19 protein-coding genes and 1 pseudogene are annotated in these 16,165 nt (G+C 66.2%); 18 read left to right on the forward strand and 2 right to left on the reverse strand.

Features of this window, described 5'->3' with window-relative positions:
• The 6 genes and pseudogenes from J2X65_RS25375 to J2X65_RS25400 all read left to right on the forward strand — a co-directional run.
• Positions 1–95: pseudogene (locus J2X65_RS25375) on the forward strand (transposase zinc-binding domain-containing protein); the annotation flags it as partial.
• A gap of 59 nt (positions 96–154) precedes the next feature.
• Positions 155–1,270, forward strand: coding sequence for a linear amide C-N hydrolase (locus J2X65_RS25380; protein ID WP_310207830.1), 1,116 nt, complete (start codon positions 155–157; stop codon positions 1,268–1,270).
• A 112-nt stretch (positions 1,271–1,382) separates the two neighbouring features.
• A complete protein-coding gene (locus J2X65_RS25385; RefSeq protein ID WP_310207833.1) occupies positions 1,383–1,685 on the forward strand; it encodes a YtcA family lipoprotein in 303 nt (100 codons plus the stop codon).
• 3 nt (positions 1,686–1,688) lie between these two features.
• Positions 1,689–2,738, forward strand: a complete 1,050-nt coding sequence (gene mdtN, locus J2X65_RS25390) for a multidrug transporter subunit MdtN (RefSeq protein ID WP_310207836.1) — start codon at positions 1,689–1,691, stop codon at positions 2,736–2,738.
• Positions 2,738–4,549 (forward strand): FUSC family protein, encoded by a 1,812-nt coding sequence (locus J2X65_RS25395; RefSeq protein ID WP_310207838.1) that lies wholly within the window; start codon positions 2,738–2,740, stop codon positions 4,547–4,549. Before mdtN ends, J2X65_RS25395 begins: the two co-directional genes overlap by 1 nt.
• The gene (locus tag J2X65_RS25400) at positions 4,546–6,063 is read left to right on the forward strand and encodes a TolC family protein (protein WP_310207841.1); all 1,518 of its coding nucleotides are present in this window, start codon (positions 4,546–4,548) and stop codon (positions 6,061–6,063) included. The genes J2X65_RS25395 and J2X65_RS25400 overlap by 4 nt, the downstream gene beginning before the upstream one ends.
• A gap of 44 nt (positions 6,064–6,107) precedes the next feature.
• Here J2X65_RS25400 and J2X65_RS25405 read toward each other — a convergent pair whose 3' ends face one another.
• Together J2X65_RS25405 and nikR are read right to left on the reverse strand one after the other, a co-directional pair.
• A complete protein-coding gene (locus tag J2X65_RS25405; protein ID WP_310207891.1) occupies positions 6,108–6,992 on the reverse strand; it encodes a LysR family transcriptional regulator in 885 nt (294 codons plus the stop codon).
• A gap of 212 nt (positions 6,993–7,204) precedes the next feature.
• Complete coding sequence (gene nikR, locus J2X65_RS25410) at positions 7,205–7,678, reverse strand: nickel-responsive transcriptional regulator NikR (RefSeq protein ID WP_310200263.1); 474 nt, start codon at positions 7,676–7,678, stop codon at positions 7,205–7,207.
• Positions 7,679–7,859: 181 nt separating this feature from the next.
• On the opposite strand from nikR, the gene J2X65_RS25415 reads away from it, so the two are divergent.
• From J2X65_RS25415 to J2X65_RS25470, 12 genes are all read left to right on the forward strand, one after another.
• Entirely contained in the window at positions 7,860–8,594 is a 735-nt protein-coding gene (locus J2X65_RS25415; protein ID WP_310207893.1) for a DUF4198 domain-containing protein, read from the forward strand.
• A gap of 9 nt (positions 8,595–8,603) precedes the next feature.
• Positions 8,604–9,218, forward strand: coding sequence for a cobalt transporter CbiM (cbiM, locus tag J2X65_RS25420; protein WP_310207843.1), 615 nt, complete (start codon positions 8,604–8,606; stop codon positions 9,216–9,218).
• The gene (locus J2X65_RS25425) at positions 9,215–9,775 is read left to right on the forward strand and encodes a cobalamin biosynthesis protein CbiL (RefSeq protein WP_310207846.1); all 561 of its coding nucleotides are present in this window, start codon (positions 9,215–9,217) and stop codon (positions 9,773–9,775) included. The genes cbiM and J2X65_RS25425 overlap by 4 nt, the downstream gene beginning before the upstream one ends.
• 20 nt (positions 9,776–9,795) lie before the next feature.
• Positions 9,796–10,485, forward strand: coding sequence for a cobalt ECF transporter T component CbiQ (cbiQ, locus tag J2X65_RS25430; RefSeq protein WP_404977800.1), 690 nt, complete (start codon positions 9,796–9,798; stop codon positions 10,483–10,485).
• Entirely contained in the window at positions 10,482–11,189 is a 708-nt protein-coding gene (locus J2X65_RS25435; protein WP_310207849.1) for an ABC transporter ATP-binding protein, read from the forward strand. The genes cbiQ and J2X65_RS25435 overlap by 4 nt, the downstream gene beginning before the upstream one ends.
• A 241-nt stretch (positions 11,190–11,430) precedes the next feature.
• A complete protein-coding gene (locus J2X65_RS25440) occupies positions 11,431–11,733 on the forward strand; it encodes an urease subunit gamma (RefSeq protein ID WP_213352829.1) in 303 nt (100 codons plus the stop codon).
• A 20-nt stretch (positions 11,734–11,753) separates the two neighbouring features.
• Complete coding sequence (locus tag J2X65_RS25445; RefSeq protein ID WP_213352828.1) at positions 11,754–12,164, forward strand: urease subunit beta; 411 nt, start codon at positions 11,754–11,756, stop codon at positions 12,162–12,164.
• A gap of 33 nt (positions 12,165–12,197) precedes the next feature.
• Positions 12,198–13,916: an urease subunit alpha gene (locus tag J2X65_RS25450; protein ID WP_213352827.1), complete on the forward strand. Its 1,719-nt coding sequence runs from the start codon at positions 12,198–12,200 to the stop codon at positions 13,914–13,916.
• Positions 13,917–13,977: 61 nt separating this feature from the next.
• Entirely contained in the window at positions 13,978–14,361 is a 384-nt protein-coding gene (locus J2X65_RS25455; RefSeq protein ID WP_310207852.1) for a CrcB family protein, read from the forward strand.
• Positions 14,362–14,370: 9 nt separating this feature from the next.
• Positions 14,371–14,754, forward strand: a complete 384-nt coding sequence (locus tag J2X65_RS25460; protein ID WP_213352825.1) for a CrcB family protein — start codon at positions 14,371–14,373, stop codon at positions 14,752–14,754.
• Between the two features lie 22 nt (positions 14,755–14,776).
• Positions 14,777–15,442 (forward strand): urease accessory protein UreE, encoded by a 666-nt coding sequence (gene ureE, locus J2X65_RS25465; RefSeq protein ID WP_310207857.1) that lies wholly within the window; start codon positions 14,777–14,779, stop codon positions 15,440–15,442.
• Between the two features lie 41 nt (positions 15,443–15,483).
• Complete coding sequence (locus J2X65_RS25470; protein ID WP_310207860.1) at positions 15,484–16,164, forward strand: urease accessory UreF family protein; 681 nt, start codon at positions 15,484–15,486, stop codon at positions 16,162–16,164.
• The last annotated feature ends 1 nt before the right edge of the window (position 16,165 follow it).

Here is a 16,165-nt window from a genome sequence, read left to right on the forward strand (position 1 = left end):
CCTACAACTCCTGCCGCAACCGGCACTGCCCCAGGTGCCAGGGAGCAACCGCCCGGGACTGGCTCGCCGCCCGGCAGGCCGAGCTGCTGCCGGTGGCTTGCCACGGTCGACACTAGACGCTACCGAATGTGTCCGTCGTTGGAGTTGACCAATAATGTGTACGTCACTGAGCTACAGGGACCTCGCTGGCAAAGTTTATTTCGGACGAACGCTGGAGCTGACCATCGATCTACCCTACCAGATCGTCTGGCTCCCGGTTGGCTTTGCAACACGCTCGGAGATTCCGGGGCATCCGCCAGTCGAGTTCCATGCCCGCCACGGCATGCTGACCGTCACCATGCCGAGTCGCGTCCCCACGGCCGAAGCGCCGCTCGGCATCGATGACTTCAAGGTGCTGGAAGGCCTCAACGATAGGGGCCTGACCTTCAGCCTGCTGTCCTATCCGGCCGCCGCCGGGACGCAGCGAGCGCTCGCCGCCACGCAGGCGGTGCTGTCGGCCTCCGATCTCGGCTGCTGGATTCTCGGGCAGTTCGCCACCGTCGCCGAAGTAAAGACGGGGCTGGCCGCGCAGCCGATCCTCTTGCAGCCGCTGGCCATTCTCGGCGGCGTGGAATCGCCGTTCCACTACGTGGTGCACGACGTCACCGGCGCGGCCGTGGTCATCGAATTCAACCGCGGCGAGATGTCGGTCTACGACAATCCGGTCGGGGTGATGACCAACGGACCGGAGTTCCCCTGGCACCTCACCAATCTCAACAACTATACCCACCTCACCAATGTCGACGCGCCGACGGCCAGCTTCGGCGGCTACAAGGCGATCCAGCCGGATTCCGGCATTGCCACCGCCGCGCTGCCGGCCTCCAACACCTCCGTCGGGCGTTTCGTCCGCGCCGCCTTCTTCGCCCATTTCACCGAAAAAGCGACCACGCCCGATGTGGCGGTGCGCACGCTGGCGCATGTGATGAACAATTTCGACCGCGCCCGCGGTGTCAGCATCGACTATCCGAACGCCGGGGGTGGCCATATGGAGGTTGCCGGCCTGGAGCCGGAGAAGGGCGTCACCTACGCGACCGAGTTCACCTCCTGGACCAGTCTGTCGGACCTCGACCGCAAGCTGTTCTTCATCCGCGACTATCAGAGCCTGAACTTCACCAGGTTCGACCTCGGCCAGCTGACTTCCCTCACCGTGCCGAAGGTGTTGCCGCTGAAGGCGCTCAATGGCGGCGCGACCGATGCCAGCGAAACGCTCAAGGCCGTTGCCGCCGCGTGACACCTGCCACGCTGCCGCGAGGCGGCTTGTGGGAAGGCGCGGTCGTCGGCTTGGTTTGACCGGTCGCGGCTGTTAACACATTGAAAGGTACTGGCGGGGGCCGACGCGACGAATGCCGCTGCGACGCGTTGAATGGGATCGTCTTGCCGGCGTGATCGCGCCGGTGTCACTGGTGGTTGGCGCCTTGATGCTTGGCGGATGCGATGCCCGGCTGGCGCCGTCGGTACCGCTGTTCGGCGCCTACTTCCCGTTCTGGCTGGTCTGCACCGCCGCCGGTGTGATCGGGGCAGTAGTGTTGCGCGGGTTGTTCATTCGCATCGGTCTCGACGACGTGCTGCCCTGGCGGCTCGCCGTCTATGCGAGCCTCGCTGCCGCCATCGGTTTCCTGCTCGCCCTTACCGTGTACGGGCGCTGAGCGATGGCAGCCTCCGCCTATTCCCATCGCCGCAGTCTGTTCGGGTCCAGCATCGCCGCGCTGATCATCGTCGGCGCCGTCGTCGCCGGCTGGCGCTATCTCGACATGGCGGAAGACCGTCCCTTGTCGGAGGACGCCGTTCTGACCGCCAACGTGGTCAACATCGCCTCGACCGTTCCGGGGCGCATCGTCACGCTGGCGGTCGCCGAAAACCAGAAGGTGGCGAAAGGCGACCTGCTGTTCACCGTCGACCCCGAGCCCTACCGTCTCGCTGCCGATCAGGCGCGCGCCGATCTGAAGATCGCCGAGGCGACCCGCGATGGACAGCGCCGCACCATCGCGGCAGAGCAGTCCAACGCCGCCATCGCCGGCGAGCAGATCACCCGCGCCCGCACCAATCTGGCGCTGGCCGAGCAGACATTGGCCCGGCTGACGCCGCTGCTGCCGAAGGGCTACGTCACCGCGCAGCAGGTCGACGATGCCCGCACAGCGCGTGACGATGCCCGCACCAGCCTCGCGCAGGCGGTGAAACAGGCCGAGGCGGCCGACAGCCTCGTCAGCACGCTCGACGCCTCCGAAGCGCTGGTAGAGGCACGGCGCGCCGCGCTGGCCATCGCCGAACGCAGCCTCGCCAATACCGAGGTGCGCGCGCCGCATGACGGGCGCGTGGTCGGGCTCACCACCGCGACCGGACAGATCGTCGCTCCCGGCCAGTCGGTCTTTACGCTGATCGACACCAGCAACTGGTATGCCTCGGCCTCGTTCCGCGAGACCGAGCTGCCGGCCATCGCGGTCGGCGATTGCGCCCGCGTCTATGCATTGGCCGACCGCTCGGTCGCCATCGCCGGCACGGTGCAGGGCGTCAGCTGGGGCGTCATTTCCGAGGACGTCCTCAACCTGCCGCGCGCACTCCCCTATGTGCCGAAATCGCTGAACTGGGTGCGGATCCAGCAGCGTTTCCCGGTGCGCATCCGGCTGATCGACCCGCCCGAGAACCTCATGCGCATCGGCGCTTCGGCGGTCGCCATCGTGCACCGCGGCGAGCGCTGCTGATGGCGATGGCAGGCGCCTCGGAGGCGCCAGATCGGCCACTACCGGTGCCGCGGTCGCTGCTCTCGCAGGCGATTACCGACCTGGCGCCGTTTCCCGGCCGGGCGGCGCTGACATGGCGCATCGCGCTTCTATGCGCGCTGGTCTCCGCCACGGCGATGCTGTTCCAGACGCCGGAAGCGGCAATCAGCTGCTACCTGGTCATCTTCCTGATGAAGCCCGACGCGGTGCAGAACATCGGCACCGCCATCGGTCTTATCGTCCTGGTGGCGCTGGTGGTGCTCGCCCTGGTTCCCATCATCAATGCGACGGTGGAGGTGCCGCTGCTGCGGTTGCTGGCCATCGCGCTGGTATCGTTCGTCTTCCTGTTCATCGGTGCGGCGAGCCAACTCGGCGAGATCGGCGGGGTGATCGGGCTGGTCTTCGCCTTCCTGCTCACGCTGGTGAACATGGCGCCGGTCGCCGACGTCGTGACCTTCGGGCTGCGCTACGCCGCCTATATGGCGATGATGCCGATGGCGTGGATGATCGCGTTCAACCTCGTGCTCGGCCTGTCGCCGGTGCGCCTGCTGCGCGCCACGCTGCGCGAGCGGCTGGAGGCCTGCGCCGACGCCATCGGCAGCGGCGCTCCGGCGCGTCATGAGGCGCTGGTCGAGCTGCTGCGCGCCGACAATACGGCCCTGGAGAAGCAGGCCGGCTTCGTCAGGCTGCTGAACCTCGTGCGGCGTGAGAACGCCGCGCAGATCACCCGCGACGTGCGAGCCTCCTACCGGCTCATGATGGCGACCTCCGGCCTGCCGGACGACCTCGATCCGGCGCGACGGACGGGCATTCTGGCGGCGCTGCACACCGCTATTGCCGCGCTCGACGCCGGCGAGCGGCCGCCCATGCCGCCGGCTCCGGACATCGCGGCCGGCGCCGCCGAAAGCGAGATCGTCGCCGCGCTGGCGATCATCGCCGGTGCCCCGGAGGGCGAAGTCGTCGCGGCACCGAAGGCGCCGTTCTTCTTCCCCGACGCTTTCTCCAATCCCGCCTATCAGCGCTTTGCGCTGAAGACCACCGCCGCCGCGGTGATCTGCTATCTGATCTATACCGGGCTCGACTGGTCGGGCATCCACACGGCGATGATCACCTGCTACGTCGCCGCGCTCGGCACCACCGGCGAGACCGTGCACAAGCTCGGCCTGCGCATCCTCGGCTGCCTCATCGGCGCCGCGATGGGCATGGCGGCGATCCTGTTCGTCATGCCGCAGCTGGAGACGGTCGGCGGGCTGATGGTGCTGGTGTTCGCCGGCGTGCTGGTCGGTGCCTGGATCTCGACCGGGCCGGAGCGCATCGCCTATGGCGGGGTGCAGGTCGCGCTCGCCTTCCTGCTCACCGTGCTCCAGGGCTTCGGGCCGGCTACCTCGCTCGATACCGCCTGGGACCGGGTGGTCGGCATCCTGCTCGGCAATGTCGTCATCTACCTCATCTTCACCCGTCTCTGGCCGGTGCCGATCGAGAGCGCCGTGCGAGCGCATCTCAGGGCCGCGCTTGCTGGCGTGAAGCGCATCGCCGCTCTCGCGCCGGAGTTGCGCCCACACGCCGTGCAGGATGCCGCCCTGGTCGGCAGCGAGATCGGCAAGGCGGCCGAGCTGACGGCGCTCATCCCCTTCGAGCCGGCGGCCATACGCGCCGCGCCGCTGGTCGAGGCCGTGCTGCGCGAGACGACGGCGGAGATCGGCCAGCTCGTCCGCGACGTCTATCTCGCCCGCGTCCCGGCAGCCTCGGTGGAGACGTCGCTGACCCGTCTCGACGCGGCGGTGACGACATGAGGCGCCTGCTACTGATCTGCGCCTTGCTGGGGCTTGCCGCCTGCGCGCCGAACGCCGCGCATATGGCGTCGCGCAGCGCCGACACGCCATGGGCGCCGAACGGCAACGAGGACGGCGTGTGGAGCGCGCAGGGCGAGCCCGCGACGCCGCCTCCGGCGACAGCAACCGGCGCGCCGGATTTCCGCGTGCCGGCCAACCCGGCGCTGGCCGTGCTGCCCTCCGCGCCGGAGCTCGATGCGAAGCGCACCTATCGGCTGCCGGAGCTCATCGACATCGCCCAGCGCAACAACCCCTCGACGCGCTCTGCCTGGGAACGGGCGCGCGAGGCGGCGCTGGCGGTCGGCATGGTGGAGGCGACCTATCTGCCGCTGATCACCGCCAGCGTCATCGGCGGCCGGCAGAGCGTTGAGCAGCCGCTGCCGATCCCCGTCGGCACCCAGCGCTATTTCGAGACCACGGCGGAAGGCGTGTCGTCCGCCGTCGCTCTGCAATGGCTGGTATTCGATTTCGGCCAGCGCGCCGCCGTCGCCGATGCCGCCAAGCAGGGGGCTGTCGCCGCCAACGTACTGTTCAATGGCGAACACCAGAAGCTGATCTTCGACGTCACTCGCAGCTATTACAGCTATGGCGCGGCGGTGACGAACACGCGCATCGCCCGCGACACGCTGCGTAACAGCCTCGCCATTCGCAGCGCCGCCGAGGATCGGCTCGCCCACGGCCTTGCCACCACGGTGGAGGTGGCGCAGGCGCGCCAGCAGGTGGCCCAGTCGGAGCTTCGGCGCGTGCAGGCGGAGGGGCAAGAGCGCGACGCCTATCAGGTGCTGATCGCCGCGATGGGCGTCAACGCCACGCTGCGCATCCATGTTGGCGACGATGGAAAGCGTCGCCTGCCGGACGCCGGCAACGTGCCGCTCGACCAGATAATCAAGCTCGCCTTGTCGCAGCGGCCGGATGTCGTCGCCAGCTATTCGGCGATGCAGGCGAGCCGGGCCGGCATCAAGGCGGCGGAGGCCGAATACCTGCCCAAGGTGTTCGTCTCCGGAGCGGTCGCCACTGGCCAGGGAAACTTCAACGCCAACGGCCTGCCGACCATCGGCCAGCAAGCGACCGGCTCGGGGGTGCTGATCGGCGCCACCGTTCCGCTCTACGACGCCGGCCTGCGCGCCGCTCAGCTCAAGCAGGCGCAATCGCGGGCGGCGGCGGCGGAGAGCACCTTCCAGCGTACGCAGACGCTGACCGTCACCGAGATCGTCGCGGCCAACAACGCGCTGCGCACCGCGCTCGAATCCTACCGGGCGGCGAGCGCCCTCGCCGCCGCCGCCGCCACCACCTATGACGCGGCGATGGCGGCCTATCGCAACGGCGTCGGCACAATCACCGCCGCCACCGCCGCGGATAGCGGCCTCCTCGATGCCCGGCAGGCACAGGCGGACGCCCATGCCGCGGCGCTGATCGGGGCGGCCAATCTCGCCTTCGTGGTGGGAGCGATGACCTCCCGCGATACGGTACCCTAAAAGCCGCGCCTGAAGCCGGCAAACCGAGACACGCAACTTTTCACTCAGGGAAGACGGGCGTCGCCTGCCGATCGCTTTGCGACCTCGCTCAGCACCGCGCGGAACGCGCCAGCCGCCGAATCAAGGGACGCCCCGTTGCTCTCGACGACGTAAGCGAGCTTGCCGAGCGGCGGCAGGCCAGCATCGTCGGGAACATTTTCAAGCACGGTCTTCTTGAAGCTCTTTCCGATGGCCATGACGCCGAGGCCCGATCGTGCGGCGGCAATCACACCCAGCAGATTGCTGCACTCCGCAACGTCGATCCATGGGCGGCGGCTCGCCAGAAGCGCACGCTCCGTAAGGTCGCGGGTGAGGCTCGGCTTCAGGTAGGAAACCAGCGGCACGGGATCGGAAGGCCCCAGCTGGAGCGAGCGATGCCCCACCCAGACCAGCTGTTCCTCCCACAGCGCGCCGGCTTCCTTCCCGTTGTGGCTCTTGCCCAAAATGACATCGACTTCGTGCGAGCGCAGAACATCGCGGAGATGCTCGTTGCGGCCGGTAATGAACTTCAAGCCGAAATCAGGGAACTGTGCGCGGAAGATGCCGAGGACTTCCGGCAGGCGCGTCCGTACGAACTCATCCTCGATGCCAACCTTGAGCACGCCCTTCAATCCGGGGCGGGCGAGACGTAGGCGCGCTTCCTCGGACAATGCGAGGATCGACCGCGCATAGATCAGCATAGCCTCGCCGTCGGGGGTGAGGCTCACCTGCCGCGTGGTGCGGTGCACGAGCCTGCGGTTGAGACGCTTCTCGAGCCGGGCGATTCGCTGGCTCACCGTGGACTGCGCCGATCCGAGCTCGGCGGCGGCGAGGCTGAAACTGCGCTTCGTCGCCACGGCATCGAACGCACGCAATTCATCCGTATCGATGAGGTTGCCCTGTTCCTGCATCACCCACCCAATCTGTCCATTTCCCTCGTTCTTGGGCGTTATGCATCACAGGTCACATCGATGGCCAGCCTTACCGGCGGGTAACCTACATATATCGGCAACGCGCATAAGAACGCTGGAAACACCGCAGATGAAGGCGGGATTTCGACCCCACAGGCCAGGGCATATTGCGCCGGCTCCCGCTGTCGCCTGCGTATGAAGGATGGCCCGGCTCAGAATCCGCTCAGAACCTTCAGATGGCTGTGCTCATGGGTCGAGCCTTGCGGATGCGCATGCGACGAGCGCTCCTCGGCCACCGGAACGAGGCTGAGGGCGCCGTGCAGGATGCCACGCTCGGCGAACAGCGCCTCGGCATAGGCCGAGACCTCGCCGACATGTCCGCGCATCAGCATCACGTCGATGGAGGTGGTGTGGTCGAGCGGGGCCGAAAGCACGGCGACCGTCTCGTCATGCCGGTCGAGGCGCCCCCGTGGGACACGGGCCGCGAGGTTGCGGACGGACTGGTCGATGACGCAGCTGACGACGCCGACGCAATGCGCGTCGGCTGGAGCCTCGCGGCGGGCGGACAGGCCACGGCGTACCAGATCGCGGATCGCCTCCGAACGATTGGCCGCACCGGTGCTCTCCATATAGGCGTCGAGCGCTGCGGCGAGATCGTCGTCGATGGCGATGGTGGTCCGATGCATGCGCGGCCGCTCCTATCCTCGCCGCAGGATAGGCCGACATCGGACGCCGTACAACGAAACCCGGGGCCGCTGGCTTGCCCGCCTTGGCGGCATGTGGGTATGATCTATTACACAGAATTTCATACAGAGAGGCGCCGTGAAGGATCTTCTTGCCATATTCGGCCGGTGCGCCGCGTGCCTGATGCTCGGTTCCGCGCCGGCGCTCGCCCATTTCCAGGAGATCATTCCTTCCGCCGACGTCGTTCCCGAAGGCGGCAAGGTGACGATCGACATGACGTTCACGCACCCCTTCGAGGGTGGTCCGGTGATGGAGATGAAGCGGCCGGTGCGGGTGGGCGTGCTCTCGGCCGGCCGGCAGACCGATCTTTCGGCCGCGCTTGTCGAGAAGCCCGCTGGCGGATCCGCCGGCTGGACCCTCACGCATGATGTAAACGAACCGGGCGCCGCGATCTTCTATGTCGAGCCGCAATCCTATTTCGAGCCCGCCGAAAACAAGCTGATCATTCACTACGCCAAGGTGCTCGTCGACGGATTCGCCTCCGGCGAAGGGTGGGACGAGCTGGTAGGGCTGCCGGTCGAGATCCGTGCGCTCACCCGGCCGACCGGGCTGTGGACCGGAAACCTCTTCTCCGGCGTCGTCCTGAAGCAGGGCAAGCCGGTGCCCTTCGCCGAGGTCGAAGTCGAGTTCGTCAATGACGGGACGGTGAAAGCCCCGAACGATGCCTTCATCACGCAGGTGATCAAGGCCGACGCGAACGGGACGTTTTCCTATGCCATGCCGCGTGGCGGCTGGTGGGGCTTCGCCGCGCTGGTCGAAGGCGATGAGCCGGGCAAGTCACCGGACGGCAAGGATGTCCCGATCGAGCAGGGCGGCCTCATCTGGGTGAAGGCGACCGACATGCCGACCGCGCGCTGAGCGACCCGCATGGCCCACATTCCCGACGGCATCCTGTCCGTGCCGGTGCTGATCTCTGGCGCCGCCGTCGCCGCCGCGGGAGTCGGGCTGGGTCTGCGTCGCCTGGACGATCGCCTCATTCCACGGGCCGGCCTCCTCGCTGCGGCGGTTTTCGTCGCCTCGCTGGTCTCCATTCCCGTGGGGCCGTCCAGCGTGCATGTGCTGATGAGCGGGCTGATGGGCATCATGCTCGGCGTCGCCGCCTTTCCGGCGGTGCTGGTCGTGCTGCTGCTGCAGGCACTGTTGTTCGGCTTCGGCGGGTTGACGACCCTCGGCGTCAACACCGTCAACATCGCCCTGCCGGGGGTGCTGTCCGCCCTGCTGCTCGGGCCGGCGCTACGCAAGGCCGGTCACGCCACGACCCGCGCAGCCCTGGCCGGCCTCGTCGGCGCGCTTTCCGTCGCCGGCACCGGCCTGCTCGTGGCACTGTCGCTTGCCCTCTCCTCCTCCGATTACACGCCCGTCGCCACCGTGCTGGTCGCGACCTATGTGCCGCTGATGATCGGGGAGGGGTTCGTCACCGCGACGATCGTGGCGTTCCTCGCCCGCGTGCAACCGGACGCGTTGCGACCGGTGGCGCCATGAGGCGGCTGTCCGTCGCGCTGCTGGTCGCACTCGCGGCCGTGTCGCCGGCGGCGGCACACAAGCTGAAAGTGTTCGCCACCGTCGAGGGCGCCTCCGTCCGCGGCTATGCCTTCTTCATCGGCGGCGGGCGGCCGGACGGCAGCCCATGGGTGGCGAAGAATCCCGCCGGCACCGTCCTCGCCTCCGGCCGTACGGATGCCGAAGGCCGCTTCGCCTTCGATCTTCCGCCCGCGATGGAGACGGATGTGACCGTCACCGTCGATACGCAGGAGGCGCACATTGCGTCCGCGACGCTGTCGGCGGAGCGTTTCACGACCGGGGCGGCCGCTGCGCCGCCTGCGACAGCCGCGCCGGCCGGCGCCCCGCTCGTCCCGGCGGGCGACGACGCCCGGCTGGCGGCGCTGGTCTCCGTCGCCGTGCAGAGAGAGATCGAGCCGCTGATGGAGCGCATGGAGGTCATGGATTCCCGCTTGCGCTACACGGACGCGATGTCCGGCGTGTTTCTGATCATCGGGCTCGCCGGCATCGGCCTCTGGGCGCGGCGGGGGCGTCGCTGACCGCGCCCGGCGATCCCCGGCTGCGCCTCGTGGCGGCGGTTGTCGCCGTCGCGGCCATTTCGCTGTTGCGGACATTGCCGGTCGCCGCCGCCGCCCTCGTCGTCGCGGCTCTCGTCGCGCTGCTCAGTCGCCCCGATCCGCGGCTTTGGCGCCGTTTGCTGCATGTCGAGGGCTTCCTGCTGCTCCTGTTCGCGACCCTGCCCTTCACCGTGGCGGGCCCGAGCATCGCCACCATCGGTCCGCTGAGCGTGAGCGGCACCGGCCTCTGGCGCGCCGGGCTCATCGCGCTCAAAGTATCGGCTTCGGCGCTGGTATTGCTGGCGCTTCTCGGCGACCTCGAGCCGGAACGGCTCGGTGCGGCGCTGCGTGCCCTGGGCGTGCCGGAGCGGCTCTGCCGCCTGTTCGTGACGACAGCCCGCTACGCCACCCTCCTTCGCGAAGAGGCGCGCCGCCTGGGCGAGGCCATGCGCGCGCGCGGCTTCCATCCCCGCTCCAACCGGCACACCTGGAACAGCTACGGCAATCTGCTCGGGATGATCCTCGTGCGGGCGCTCGAACGCGCCTCCCGTGTCGAGGAGGCCATGCTTTGCCGCGGCTATGCCGGGCATTATCCCTATTCGTCGCTTGCCTCGCCGCGACAACGCGACTGGGTCGCCTTCGCGCTGGTTTCGGGCGCGGCTCTCCTGGCTTTGGTGATCGACCGGTTATGAACACGCTCATCGATCTCATCGACCTCACCGTCACCCGCGCCGGAAAGACCGTGCTGACCGGCGTCGATCTCACGCTGTCGCATGGCGAGCGCCTCGCCCTGATCGGCCCGAACGGCGCCGGCAAAACAACCCTGCTGCGCAGCATCATCGGGTTGGAGCCCATCGGTGCCGGCCGCATCCGCCTGTTCGGCGAGGCGTGCACGACCGAGCGCGACTTCCGCAAGATTCGTCCCCGCATCGGCTTCCTGTTCCAGGACAGCGACGACCAGTTGTTCTGCCCGACCGTGCTCGAGGATGTCGCCTTCGGTCCGCTCAATCTCGGTTGCAGCGAGGAAGTGGCCCGCGGCCAGGCGATGTCCGCGCTCGAACGCCTCGGAATCGCCCCGCTCGCCGAACGGATCAATCATCGTCTTTCGGGGGGTGAGAAGCGCCTGGTCTGCCTGGCGGGGCTGCTCGCCATGAAGCCTGACGTGCTGATGCTCGACGAGCCCACCAATGGCGTCGATGCCGAGAACGGGCAGCGGCTGCGGCAAGCGCTCCACGAATATGAGGGCGCGCTGCTCCTCGTCTCGCATGACGACGCGTTCGTCGCGGAGCTGGCGACACGCGCAATGTTGGTGCGGCATGGACGCCTGGTGGCGGCAGAAATCCATGAACACGCGCATGTGCATCGCCACCGCCACGTCCATCTTGGCTCGGAATAGCCTCTCCAGCGGAAACCGGCATCTGGCAAGGGATCGACACCCCTCTCCTCAGTCGAAATCTATCGCCCACCCTGCCGTAAATGCCGGCTATTTATCTTCTATCTTGATAATTTATCGGCGTCGCCAGTTAATGCTGGTGTCGTCGTAGGGGTCGCTGTTATCACAAGACACGATCCCGCAGATCGATCCGGCCTGTCATCAGGACATGGTCGGAAGACCGTGTTCGTCGAGGAATTCGCCCATGCATTTTACCCCGCGAGAAATCGACAAGCTCCTGATCTACACGCTTGCCCAGGTTGCGCAGAAGCGGAAGGATCAGGGACTGAAGCTCAATCATCCTGAGACGGTCTCTCTCATCTCCGTCGCGGCACTCGATGGGGCGCGCGCCGGCAAGACCGTCGAGGAGGTCATGGAGTTGGCCAGCAAGGCGATCACCCGCGACGACGTTATGGAAGGTGTCGCCGAAATGATCCCTTATGTGCAGGTGGAAGCCGTGTTCACCGACGGTAGTCGCCTAGTCACGGTCCACGATCCCATCAAGTAGCGGCGGCGGAGCAGCTTCACATGAGCAATGACCAGGCTAAGACCCCCGTCGGCGGCCTCGTGCTCGGCAAGGGCGATATTGAGATTAATGCGGGTTATCCAACCACCACCCTGAAAGTCCGAAACACCGGCGATCGCCCGATCCAGGTCGGATCGCATTTCCACTTCTTCGAGGTGAACGCCTCGCTCGAATTCGACCGTGCACAGGCGTTCGGCAAGCGGCTTAATATTCCCGCCACCACGGCGCTGCGCTTCGAGCCGGGTGACGAGAAGGAAGTGGTGCTCGTTCCCTACCAGGGCAAGCAGCGGGTGATTGGCTTCAATGGTCTCGTCGACGGCTGGGTCGGCGACGAGAACTACAATGATTACCGCCCGCGTCTGACGGACGCTCTCGAGCGCGCACAGCGCTACGGTTTCAAGACCAAGTCGTGATGCGCACCAACAGTCAGGGAATGGGGATCTGAGATGGCCAAGATCTCGAGGCAGCAATATTCGGACCTTTACGGGCCGACGACCGGCGACAAGATCCGTCTCGGCGATACCGATCTCTATATCGAGATCGAAAAGGACCTGCGGATCTACGGAGAAGAGGCCGTTTATGGCGGCGGCAAGACGCTGCGCGACGGCATGGGGTATGACAACGAACTCACCAGCGCGGCGGGCGCTCCCGATCTCGTCATCACCAACGTGACCCTCCTCGACGCCGTCCAGGGCGTCATCAAGGCCGATGTCGGCATCAAGAACGGGCTCGTCTGTGCCATCGGCAAAGCCGGCAATCCGTCCACCATGTCGGGCGTCACGCCGGGCCTTGCACTTGGCCCGGGTACGGATGCCATTTCAGGCGAGCACCTGATCCTGACCGCGGGCGGGATCGATGCCCACGTCCACTACATCTCGCCGCAGCAGGCGCAGGCCGCACTTTCGAACGGCGTCACCACTGTGTTCGGTGGCGGTATCGGGCCGAGCGACGGGACCAACGGTACCACGATCACGCCCGGCACCTGGAACATCGAGATGATGCTCCGCTCGTTCGACGCTTGGCCGGTGAATGCCGGCGTACTGGGCAAGGGCAATGGCTCGGCGCCCGTCCCGCTGGAGGAGCAGATCCGCGCCGGTGCGGCGGGCCTCAAGATCCACGAGGACTGGGGCTCGACACCGGCCGCGATCCGCAACGCCCTGACGGTCGCAGACAATTACGACATCCAGGTCTGCATCCACACCGACACGCTGAACGAAGCCGGCTTCGTCGAGAACACGATCGCCGCGTTCGAGGGGCGCACGATCCACACCTACCACACCGAAGGCGCCGGCGGCGGTCACGCACCGGACATCATCCGGGTAGCGGGTCTGTCCAATGTTATCCCGAGCTCGACCAATCCGACCCTGCCTTACGGGATCAACTCCCAGGCCGAGTTGTTCGACATGACGATGATCTGTCACAATCTCAGCCCGAAGATTCCGACCGACGTTGCCTTCGCCGAGAGCCGGGTGCGCGCCGAAACGATCGCGGCCGAGAACGTGCTGCACGACCTCGGGGCGATCTCGATCCTCTCCAGCGACAGCCAGGCCATGGGGCGCATCGGCGAGAACTGGACTCGGACGATCCAGACCGCCGACCTGATGAAGCAGCGCAGGGGCGCCTATCAGGGCGACGCCTCGGGTAATGACAATGAACGCGTTTTGCGTTTCGTCGCCAAAGTCACGATCAACCCCGCCATTGCGCAAGGCGTGTCCCACGTGATCGGCTCCATCGAGATCGGCAAGATGGCCGACCTCGTGCTGTGGGAGCCGGCGTTTTTCGGCGCCAAGCCGAAGATGGTCATCAAGGGCGGCATGATCTCCTGGGCACTGATGGGCGATCCGAACGCCTCGCTGCCGACGCCTCAGCCGGTGATCTACCGGCCGATGTTCGGCGCGATGGGCTCTGCCCTGCCCAAGACCCGCGTGACCTTCACCTCGCATGCCGCCGTTGAGGACGGCATCGTGGAGCGCTATGAGCTGAAGTCGCAGGTGGTTCCGGTTTATGGCACGCGCACGATCACCAAGAGTTCGATGGTCCGCAACACCGCCATGCCGGTGATCGAGGTCAATCCCGAGACATTCGCCGTTACGGTCGATGGTACGCATGCCACGATCGAGCCGGCGACGCGCCTCCCGCTCAGCCAGCTCTATTTCTTCAGCTGAGCCTCGCATCGGATTGTGGAGGGGGCGAGCCCCTCCACACCAACTTGGTGGCCCGGGGCCGATGGACGTAATCGACATCGTGTGGGTGGGGTTGGGGGGCGGCGTCGGCTCCCTGCTGCGCTGGCAGGTCGGCCGGCTTGTAGAGAGGCACATCGGCACGCCGTTCAAGGTCGGCACCTTCTTCATCAATGTTTCCGGCGCCTTCGTGATTGCCTATATTTCCGCATCGCTGGCGCTGGGTTGGGAACATCGCTACGGCGACGTCATCTCGTCACTGGTGCTGACCGGCGTGCTGGGCGGCTACACCACCTTCAGCACTATGCAACTCGACGCGGTACAGATGGCGGCAGCCCGGCGGCATGCGCTCGCCATCGTCTATCTCGTCACCTCGGTCGGGGCGGGCCTTCTCGCCGCGGCGGCCGGCGTGGCGCTGGCGAGAGTGTAGGGCACGGCGATGTGGCTGCCGGTCATCATCATCTTCGTAGGCGGCGGTCTCGGGGCGATCACGCGCGAGCTCTCCATGCTCCTGATGGGGCGCTACAGCGTCGCCTTTCCGGTCGACATCTTTGCCGCGAATATCTTTGCGTCGTTCCTGCTCGGCCTCGTATTCGGCCTCCATCAGGCACGTCGCGCCTCGGACAACGTCACACTGCTGGTGTCGACCGGCTTCTGTGGTGGAATGTCGACCTTTTCGACCTTCATCTACGGAGCCTATTCCGAGATGGTCACGCCCGGTCAGCTGGGTCTTTCTTTTCTTTACGTCATCGCCAGTCTCGTCATCGGCTATAGCGTCACATGGCTCGGACTTGGCGCCGCGACGCAACTGCGTCGCGCCTGATGCCAGCCCCTTGGAGGCACATATGATTCTCGTCGAGAACACGCTCGGTAATCTCCGCGATCCGATCTGGCAGGAGCGGTCACGGCTCGCCGTTGTGGATCGTCTGGTGCTTGAACAGTGGGAAGCGCCCAAGAATCGCCTGCGCAAGGAGAGCGAAGGCGGCATGGAACTCGCCATCTCGCTGCCGCGCTCCGAGCATCTGCACGATGGTGATGTGCTGCATTACGACGAGGCGGCCAAGGTCATCGTCGTCGCTCGGATCGCACTCAAGGATGTGCTGGTCATCGAACTGGAGAACATCGAAAAGCTGTCGCCGCTCGAAATTCTGCGCACCTGTTTCGAGCTGGGCCACGGCCTCGGCAACCAGCACTGGCCGGCCGTGATCAAGGGCTCGACCGTCTACGTGCCGCTTTCCGTGGATCAGAAGGTGATGGCCTCGGTCATGCGCACCCACGCCTACGAGCACGTAAAGACCTATTTCGCGCCCGGCGAGGAAATCGCCGCCAAGCTCGATGCCCGCGAAGTACGTCTGCTGTTCGCCGGCGCCGATGCGACGCCGCATCATCATCATCCCGGTCATGCCCATGATCATTCGCACGGGCACGATCACGGCCATCATGATCATGACCACGATCATCATCATGATCATTCGCATTCTCACGGCCACTCGCATTCGCCGGTGAAGTGATGGCGGCTGGAGGCAAGGCAAAGGGCAGCGGTCCTTCCGGTATGGTGCATCTCGCGCGCCTGCTGCAATTCTCCGATTCAACCTTGCCGATCGGGTCTTTCGCCTTCTCCAACGGGCTGGAATCCGCGTTGCAAACCGGCGTGGTGACCAATCCGGAGAGCCTGCTGAAATATGTCGACCTCATCCTGCGCCAGACGGCACGGATGGACGGCATCGCGCTGCTGCATGCGCACCGTGCCGCGGTCGTCGGCGACTACGAGGCGATCCTCGAAGCGGATAGCGAATTGTTCTGCCGTCGCGTTGGCGAGGAACAGCAGATGATGCTCACCCGAGTGGGCAAGAAATTCGCCGAGCTGGTGCTGAAGATCATGCCCTCGCCCGTGCTCGAGCGCTGGCTCGACGACATCAAGGCCAATGCGACGGCCGGCTGCCTGCCGATCGGACAGGCGCTCGCTCTCGCTCACATGGGCGTCGATGAAGTGGAAGCCTTTGTAATGCATCAATATGGCATCGCCTCGATGATCCTGAGCGCGGCGCTACGGCTGATGCGGATCGACCATCTCGACACCCAGCGCATCCTGTTCACGGCGCAGGGGCGGGTCGAGGGCGACTATCTGGCCGTGCGCGACCTCTCGCTCGACGAAATGGCGTCCTTCGCTCCCGTCTTCGACGTGCTCGTCGCGCACCACACGACCACCCATGTCCGCCTGTTCATGAACTGAC

This window comes from Ancylobacter sp. 3268, assembly GCF_031456575.1.
GTDB lineage: Bacteria > Pseudomonadota > Alphaproteobacteria > Rhizobiales > Xanthobacteraceae > Ancylobacter.